Source organism: Intrasporangium sp. Soil_C_50 (genome assembly GCF_057656595.1).
The window spans coordinates 85,431-92,148 of sequence record NZ_JBDGKB010000016.1; the positions used below are offsets into that span (position 1 = coordinate 85,431).

The following is a 6,718-nucleotide window of genomic DNA, read 5'->3' on the forward strand; positions in this document are numbered from 1 at the left end:
GGAGTTCGTCCGACACACACCACGAACCTCCGAGGACGAACACCACATGGTCACACTCGCAGTCGCGGACGCCTCGCAGAACCTGTTCCAGCAGGTCCTCGACGCCGCCATCCCCATCGGTCCCTACCAGCTGCACTGGACCGAGCTCATCGGCGTCCTCATCGGCGTCGCGTCCGCCTACCTCGGGATGAAGCGCCTCGTCTGGGCCTGGCCGGTCGGGATCGTCGCGAACATCCTGCTCTTCTTCGTCTACACCGGCGCCCTCTTCGGCGCCGACCAGCGAATCCCGCTCTTCGGGCAGGCCGGCCGGCAGATCTTCTTCATCGTCACGAGCATCTACGGGTGGTGGCGCTGGAGCCAGGTGCGCCGGCTCAACCACTCCGGTGACGCGTCGGGCGTGGCCATCACCCCGCGCTGGGCCACCGGTCGCGAGCGCACCGTGTCGGTCGCGTTCTGGCTCGTCGGCACCGTCATCGCGGCGCAGGTCTTCCGGATGCTCTCCGAGGCGGCCCCGAACCCGTTCTGGTCGCCGCAGTGGTGGTACTTCTGGTGCGACGCGTGGATCTTCGTCGGCTCGATCGTGGCGACGTACGCGATGGCCCGCGGCTGGAACGAGTTCTGGCTCGCGTGGATCGCCGTCGACCTCGTCGGGGTGCCGCTCGGGTTCGCCACCGACTACGTGCCGACCTCCGTGCTGTACATCTTCTACGGCCTCTTCGTCGTCTACGGCTTCCTCCAGTGGGTCAAGGTGACCCGCACGGCCGACCGGGTGGACGTCGAGCCCGACCTGACCGCCGTCAAGACCGGCTGACCGGGGGCTCGACATGGGCGACACGGCCGCCTCGGCCTGGATGCGACGAGCCCTCCACCTCGCCGCAGCCGGGCCGTGGCCCGACCCCAACCCGCGCGTCGGCTGCGTGCTCGTGGCCGCCGACGGCACCGTCGCCGGTGAGGGCTACCACCACGGCGCGGGCACACAGCACGCCGAGGTCGTCGCCCTCGCCGACGCGGGGGAGCGGGCCGCGGGCACGACGGCCTACGTGACGCTCGAGCCGTGCGCGCACCACGGACGCACCGGCCCCTGCGCGGGCGCGCTCGTCGACGCGGGCGTGGCCCGGGTCGTGTTCGCCCAGAGCGATCCGAACCCCGACGCCGCCGGCGGCGCGGAGCAGCTGCACGCGGCAGGTGTCGACGTCATCGGTGGTCTGCTCGCCGACGATGCCGCGGAGCTGAACTCCCGGTGGGCCCGCACCGTGGCACTCGGGCGCCCCCTCGTGACGTGGAAGTTCGCGGCGACGCTCGACGGGCGCAGCGCCGCGGCCGACGGCTCGAGCCGCTGGATCACCGGCCCGGGGGCGCGTGCCGACGTGCACCGGCTGCGCGCGACGCGCGACGCCGTCCTCGTCGGCACGGGGACGCTCCTCGCCGACGACCCGCGCCTCACGGTGCGCGACGCGTCGGGCACCGACCTGTCGCGCCAGCCGCTGCGCGTCGTCATGGGCCTGCGCGACGTCCCGGCGTCCGCTGCGGTGCACGCCGGGGCCCACGACTTCCTGCACCTGCGGACCCACGACCCCAAGGAGGCGCTGGAGCTGTTGTGGGACAGGGGTATCCGTGACGTCTGGCTCGAGGGCGGCCCGACGCTCGCGGCCGCCTTCCTCGGCGCCGGGCTCGTCGACGACGTGTACGCCTACCTCGCGCCGGCCCTTCTCGGGGCCGGTCCCCACGCTGTGGCCGACCTCGGCATCGGCACGGTCTCCGACACCCTCCGCCTGCACACGGCGGACGTGACGCTCGTCGACGACGACGTGCGCATCCACGCCACCACGAAGGAGTAGTCCATGTTCACCGGAATCGTCGAGGAGCTCGGCACGGTCGCCGCGCTCGACCACGGCGTCGACTCTGCCGTGCTCCGCATCACCGGTCCGCTGGTCGTGTCCGACGCGGTGCACGGCGCCTCGATCGCCGTCAACGGCGTCTGCCTCACCGTCGTCGAGCACGACGCCGAGGGCTTCACCGTCGACGTCATGGCCGAGACGCTGCGGCGCAGCTCGCTCGGCGCGCTGCGGCCCGGCGACCGCGTGAACCTCGAGCGCGCCATGCGCGCGGACGGACGGTTCGGCGGCCACGTCGTGCAGGGGCACGTCGACGGCACGGCGACGGTCACGGCGCGCACGCCCGGCGATCGCTGGGAGACCGTCGAGCTGACCCTGCCGAGCGACCTTGCCGGGTACGTCGTCGAGAAGGGCTCGATCACCGTCGACGGCGTCTCGCTCACCGTCGCGTCCGTCACCGACGACACCTTCACGGTGTCCCTGATCCCGACGACCTTGGACCTGACGACCTTGGGGCACAAGGGAGTCGGCGATCTCGTCAACCTGGAGGTCGACGTCATCGCCAAGTACGTCGAGCGACTGCTCGAACACCGCCCTTCCCGGCCGCAGGAGGTCACGTCATGAGCGGGCTGTCGACCGTCGAGGACGCTCTCGACGCACTGCGTGCCGGACGGCCCGTCCTCGTTCTCGACGACGAGGGCCGCGAGAACGAGGGCGACCTCGTGCTCGCCGCGGCCACCGCCACCGAGGACTGGATGGCTTGGACGATCCGCCACTCGTCCGGCTACCTGTGTGCCCCGGTGCCTGCCGCCGTGGCCGACCGGCTCGAGCTGCCGCTCATGGTGGCCGACAACCGCGACCCGCTCCGCACCGCGTACACCGTGTCGGTCGACGCCGCGTCGGGCGTCACCACCGGGATCAGCGCGGCCGACCGGCTGCGCACCGCCCAGGTGCTCGCCGACCCCGCGTCGGGGCCCGGCGACCTCATCCGACCCGGGCACATCCTGCCGCTGCGCGCCAAGGACGGTGGCGTCCTGACCCGGCCCGGCCACACCGAGGCCGCTGTCGACCTGACGCGCCTCGCCGACCTCGAGCCCGTCGGCATCATCGGCGAGCTGGTCCACGACGACGGCCGGATGATGCGGTTCGACGCCGTCGTCGCCCTCGGCCGCGAGTACGGGCTACCCGTCGTCACCATCGAGCAGCTCGTCGAGCACCGCCAGCGCCACGACCGTGTCGAGCGCCTCGCGACGACCCGCATCCCGACGGTCCACGGCACCTTCACCGCCCATGGCTACCGTGACACCCTGACCGGCGACGAGCACGTCGCCCTCGTCAGCCCACGCGGCCTGCACGGCCTGTCCGGCACGGGTCCGGTGCTGACGCGTCTGCACTCCGAGTGCCTGACAGGCGACGCGTTCGGCTCGCTGCGCTGCGACTGCGGCCCGCAGCTGCAGGCGTCCCTGGCGCGGGTCGGGGCCGAGGGTGGCGTCGTCGTCTACCTCGGTGGCCACGAGGGCCGGGGCGTCGGGCTCGTCGACAAGCTGCGCGCCTACGCCCAGCAGGACCGCGGCGCCGACACCGTCGACGCGCAGACGGCGCTCGGGCTGCCGGTCGACGCCCGCGAGTACGCGGCCGGGGCGGCGGTGCTCCACGACCTCGGCGTGGACGGCGTCGTGCTGCTCACGAACAACCCGAGGAAGGTGCAGGCACTGCGCGGCCTCGGGCTCGACGTCGTGGCCGTCGAGCGGATCCACGGCCCCGTCGGGCAGGACAACGAGCAGTACCTCATCACCAAGCGCGAGCGCCTCGGTCACGACATCCCGACCGACGACGCCCGGCACGGACAGGAGACGGCATGAAGGACGGCGGCCCCACCATCCACACCGACGGGCGCGGCCTGCGCGTGGCCGTCGTCGCGGCGAGCTGGCACGAGACGGTGATGGACGGGCTGCTCGACGGCGCCCGTCGAGGCCTGGCCGACGCCGGCGTCGAGCACGTCGACGTCGTGCGGGTGCCCGGCACCTTCGAGCTGCCGGTCGCGTGCGCCCGGCTCGCCGACTGGTACGACGCGCTGGTTGCCCTCGGGGTCGTCATCCGCGGTGGCACACCGCACTTCGAGTACGTCTGCCAGGCGGCCGCGGTCGGGCTGACCGACGTCGCGGTGCGCACCGGCACGCCGGTCGGGTTCGGCGTCCTCACGTGCGACGACGAGCAGCAGGCCCTCGACCGGGCCGGCCTGCCGGGCTCGGCGGAGGACAAGGGCCACGAGGCGGCGACCGCGGCGGTCGCCACCGTCGTGGCCCTCGCCCGGGTGTCGCCCCCCGGCGCCGGCCACGGCGGCGCGCACGTCGTGCCGGCGAGCAGGACCGCCACGGAGTGAGCGGGGTCGGGGTCGGGGGCCGGGCCCCCGTACGCTTGCCTCTCGTGAAGAGCTTCGAACAGCTGTATGCCGAGCTGGCCGACAAGGCCGAGACGCGGCCCGAGGGCTCCGGCACCGTCGCGGCCCTCGACGCCGGCGTCCACGCCATCGGCAAGAAGATCGTCGAGGAGGCTGCCGAGGTCTGGATGGCCGCGGAGTACCAGACCACCGACGAGGCCGCCGAGGAGATCAGCCAGCTGCTCTACCATCTGCAGGTCCTCATGATCGCCAAGGGCATCACGCTCGACGACGTCTACGCGCACCTCTGAGGCGCGGGCGTCCCACCGTCACACCGACTTCGAGGACTCCGAGGACCACCCCATGCTCCGCATCGCCGTGCCCAACAAGGGCTCCCTGTCCGAGGCGACCGTCGACCTGCTCCGCGAGGCGGGCTACCGGACGCGTCGCGACACCAAGGAGCTCGTCGTCACCGACCACGACAACGACGTCGAGTTCTTCTACCTGCGCCCGCGTGACATCGCCGTGTACGTCGGCTCGGGCACCGTCGACGCCGGGGTCACCGGCCGCGACCTGCTCCTCGACTCCGGCTCGGGCGCTGTCGAGGTCATGACCCTGGGCTTCGGGGCGTCGACGTTCCGCTACGCCGGCAAGCCCGGGCACGTCGGGTCGGTCGATGAGATCTCCGGCAAGCGCGTCGCTACCTCCTACGCCGGGCTCGTCCGCGCCGACCTCGCAGCCCGCGGGCTGGCCGCCGAGGTCGTGCGCCTCGACGGTGCGGTCGAGACCGCGATCACCCTCGGTGTCGCCGACTGCATCGCCGACGTCGTCGAGACCGGGACCACCCTGCGTCAACAGGGTCTCGAGGTCTTCGGCGAGCCGATCCTGCGATCGGAGGCCGTGCTGATCCGGGGCGACCGCCCGGGAGAGGCCCAGGCCATCGAGGTGCTCCAGCGGCGCATCGCGGGCGTCATCACAGCGCGCACGTACGTCATGCTCGACTACGACTGCCCCAAGGACCTCGTCGACAAGGCCTGTGAGCTGACCCCTGGCCTCGAGTCGCCGACGGTCTCGCCGATGCAGGACGATGCGTGGGTCGCCGTGCGCGCCATGGTGCCCCGCGTCGGGCGCAACCGGCTCATGGACGAGCTCTACGACCTCGGGGCGCGGGCCATCCTCGTCACCGACATCGCGGCGTGCCGGCTGTGAACAGCGACGCGGTCCCCGCTGCCGCGCACCCCCACGGTGACGCGCTCGCGCCGTTCCGCCCGCGTCGTGGCCGGGTCGTGGCGCTCGCCGCAGCGTGGGGCTCGCTCGTGCTGTTCGGGGCCATCGCCCTCCTCATGCCGACGCAGACCCTCGGACACTGGGGCGCCGGCGACCGGCTGATGTTCTTCGGGATCGGCGTCGTTCTGGCCATCGTCGCGTGGCGCTACGCGTCGATCGTCGCGGTGCCGAGCCGCGAGGGGCTCGTCGTGCGCAACCTCGTGGTCACCCGCACGCTGGAGTGGGCCGAGGTCGTCGGCGTCCAGTTCGGTGGGGGTGAACCGTGGGTCAGCCTCGACCTCGAGGACGGCGACACCGTGGCCGTCATGGCGATCCAGAAGGCCGACGGCGAGGTGGCGGACCGGGAGGCCTCGCGGCTCGCGGCGCTCGTGCAGGCTTTCGGCGAGGCCCGGGAGCCGGGTGGGGGCGAGCGGCCGTGACCGACGTTCCGACCCCCGACGCGGACCCGACGCCGGTCGAGCCCTCGCCGGAGCACCTGCGCCACGCACTCGGTCACTTCGCCACCGGCGTCACGATCATCACCGGCTACGGCACCGAGGGCGAGCCGGTCGGGTTCGCGTGCCAGTCGTTCGCCTCGGTGTCGCTGCGGCCGCCGCTCGTCCTCTTCTGCGCCGACCACCGCGGGCGGTCCTGGCCCCGGATGCGCGAGCAGGGGCGGTTCACGGTCAACGTCCTCGAGCACGACCAGCGTGACGTCGTCGCCCGGTTCGGCTCGACGGAGGGGCGACGCTTCGACGGGCTCGAGTGGTCGGCATCGGAGCACGGCGGCCCGAGCATCCCCGGCGCGATCGTTCGCATCCACTGCACGGTCGAGCAGGTGCACGTCGCCGGCGACCACGACGTCGTCATCGGCCGGGTGCGCGGCCTGGAGGACGGCGAGGCCGGACGGCCGATGCTCTTCTACCGCGGCCGCTTCACGGTCACCGAGCGGCGCGGCAGCGCGGCCCGCGACGACGTACCCGAGCCGATGGACGACTACTGGGGCTGACGCCTGGCAGGCGACCGGCCGTCTCCGAAGAGATGACGTAGTCGGGCTGACACCCGCCCACGGCACGTCAGAACGGTGGCGGTGAGTCGTCGTAGCGGCGGGGCGTCGGTGGTGGTGGGGGAGCGGGCCGGAGGTCCTCGAGCCAGTCCTGGGGTTGGGTGGTGTAGCGGCGGCCGGCGGTGGTGCGCCAGTGCACGCGTGCGTCGTTGTCGCGGGTGGCGGTCCAGT

Annotated in this window: 9 protein-coding genes; all 9 read left to right on the plus strand. The window is 72.8% G+C overall.

Annotated features, from left to right (window positions below; all coding sequences use genetic code 11):
* Positions 1-46 precede the first annotated feature (46 nt).
* From pnuC to AC3A5R_RS21225, 9 genes are read left to right on the plus strand one after another with little or no spacing between them, the layout of a single operon-like run.
* On the plus strand, positions 47-811 hold the full coding sequence (pnuC, locus tag AC3A5R_RS21185; protein ID WP_487622749.1) for a nicotinamide riboside transporter PnuC: 765 nt from the start codon (positions 47-49) through the stop codon (positions 809-811).
* Positions 812-824: 13 nt separating this feature from the next.
* Complete coding sequence (gene ribD / locus AC3A5R_RS21190; protein WP_487622750.1) at positions 825-1,838, plus strand: bifunctional diaminohydroxyphosphoribosylaminopyrimidine deaminase/5-amino-6-(5-phosphoribosylamino)uracil reductase RibD; 1,014 nt, start codon at positions 825-827, stop codon at positions 1,836-1,838.
* A gap of 3 nt (positions 1,839-1,841) precedes the next feature.
* Complete coding sequence (locus tag AC3A5R_RS21195; RefSeq protein WP_487622751.1) at positions 1,842-2,459, plus strand: riboflavin synthase; 618 nt, start codon at positions 1,842-1,844, stop codon at positions 2,457-2,459.
* Positions 2,456-3,697: a 3,4-dihydroxy-2-butanone-4-phosphate synthase gene (gene ribB, locus AC3A5R_RS21200; RefSeq protein ID WP_487622752.1), complete on the plus strand. Its 1,242-nt coding sequence runs from the start codon at positions 2,456-2,458 to the stop codon at positions 3,695-3,697. Before AC3A5R_RS21195 ends, ribB begins: the two co-directional genes overlap by 4 nt.
* Positions 3,694-4,218: a 6,7-dimethyl-8-ribityllumazine synthase gene (ribH, locus tag AC3A5R_RS21205; RefSeq protein ID WP_487622753.1), complete on the plus strand. Its 525-nt coding sequence runs from the start codon at positions 3,694-3,696 to the stop codon at positions 4,216-4,218. Before ribB ends, ribH begins: the two co-directional genes overlap by 4 nt.
* Before the next feature lie 44 nt (positions 4,219-4,262).
* Positions 4,263-4,526 (plus strand): phosphoribosyl-ATP diphosphatase, encoded by a 264-nt coding sequence (locus tag AC3A5R_RS21210; protein WP_487622754.1) that lies wholly within the window; start codon positions 4,263-4,265, stop codon positions 4,524-4,526.
* 52 nt (positions 4,527-4,578) lie between these two features.
* Positions 4,579-5,424 carry an ATP phosphoribosyltransferase gene (gene hisG, locus AC3A5R_RS21215; protein ID WP_487622755.1) on the plus strand — a complete coding sequence of 282 codons (846 nt, stop codon included), beginning with the start codon at positions 4,579-4,581 and terminating at the stop codon, positions 5,422-5,424.
* Positions 5,421-5,921, plus strand: a complete 501-nt coding sequence (locus AC3A5R_RS21220; protein WP_487622756.1) for a PH domain-containing protein — start codon at positions 5,421-5,423, stop codon at positions 5,919-5,921. Before hisG ends, AC3A5R_RS21220 begins: the two co-directional genes overlap by 4 nt.
* Entirely contained in the window at positions 5,918-6,490 is a 573-nt protein-coding gene (locus AC3A5R_RS21225) for a flavin reductase family protein (protein WP_487622757.1), read from the plus strand. Before AC3A5R_RS21220 ends, AC3A5R_RS21225 begins: the two co-directional genes overlap by 4 nt.
* Positions 6,491-6,718 lie beyond the last annotated feature (228 nt).